Raw genomic sequence first — 440 nt, 5'->3', positions numbered from 1 at the left:
CTATCTCGATTTCCTGACCGATGGCGGCCTAGGCGCCGCCGCCTATGACGACTACGTGCCGTTCGACCATGCGACGAGCCTTGCCGAGGCGCAGGCGGATTTCGACCGCAAGCTGATCGCCTTCTGCGACGGCCTGTCGGAAGCAGATCTCGACCGGCGCGTCATCACCGACCGACGCGAGGACGGCAAGATCCCCGAACGCATCGGCGATATTCTTGCGCATGTCTTCTTGCACGACATCCACCATCGCGGTCAGGTGCATGCCATGCTCTCCGGCACTTCCGTTCCGCCGCCGCAGCTCGACGAATTCCTACTCGACTACGACCTGAAGCTCAGAAAGGATGAAGTCGAGCGACTGGGTTTGTGAACAAGACGACCGGCTTGAAAAATTATTGTAGTTACGAAAATTATTGACTTAATTATTGTAGGTACATAAATTC

At 55.9% G+C, this 440-nt stretch carries 1 protein-coding gene; it reads left to right on the top strand.

The genetic code is table 11. The features are described from left to right. Window positions 1-367: DinB family protein (locus tag EOD07_RS37165; protein WP_127238549.1), on the top strand; the 367-nt coding region annotated here is incomplete at its 5' end. Window positions 368-440 lie beyond the last annotated feature (73 nt).

Source organism: Mesorhizobium sp. M2C.T.Ca.TU.002.02.1.1 (assembly GCF_003997225.1).
This window is presented reverse-complemented; position numbering and strand designations above follow the sequence as displayed.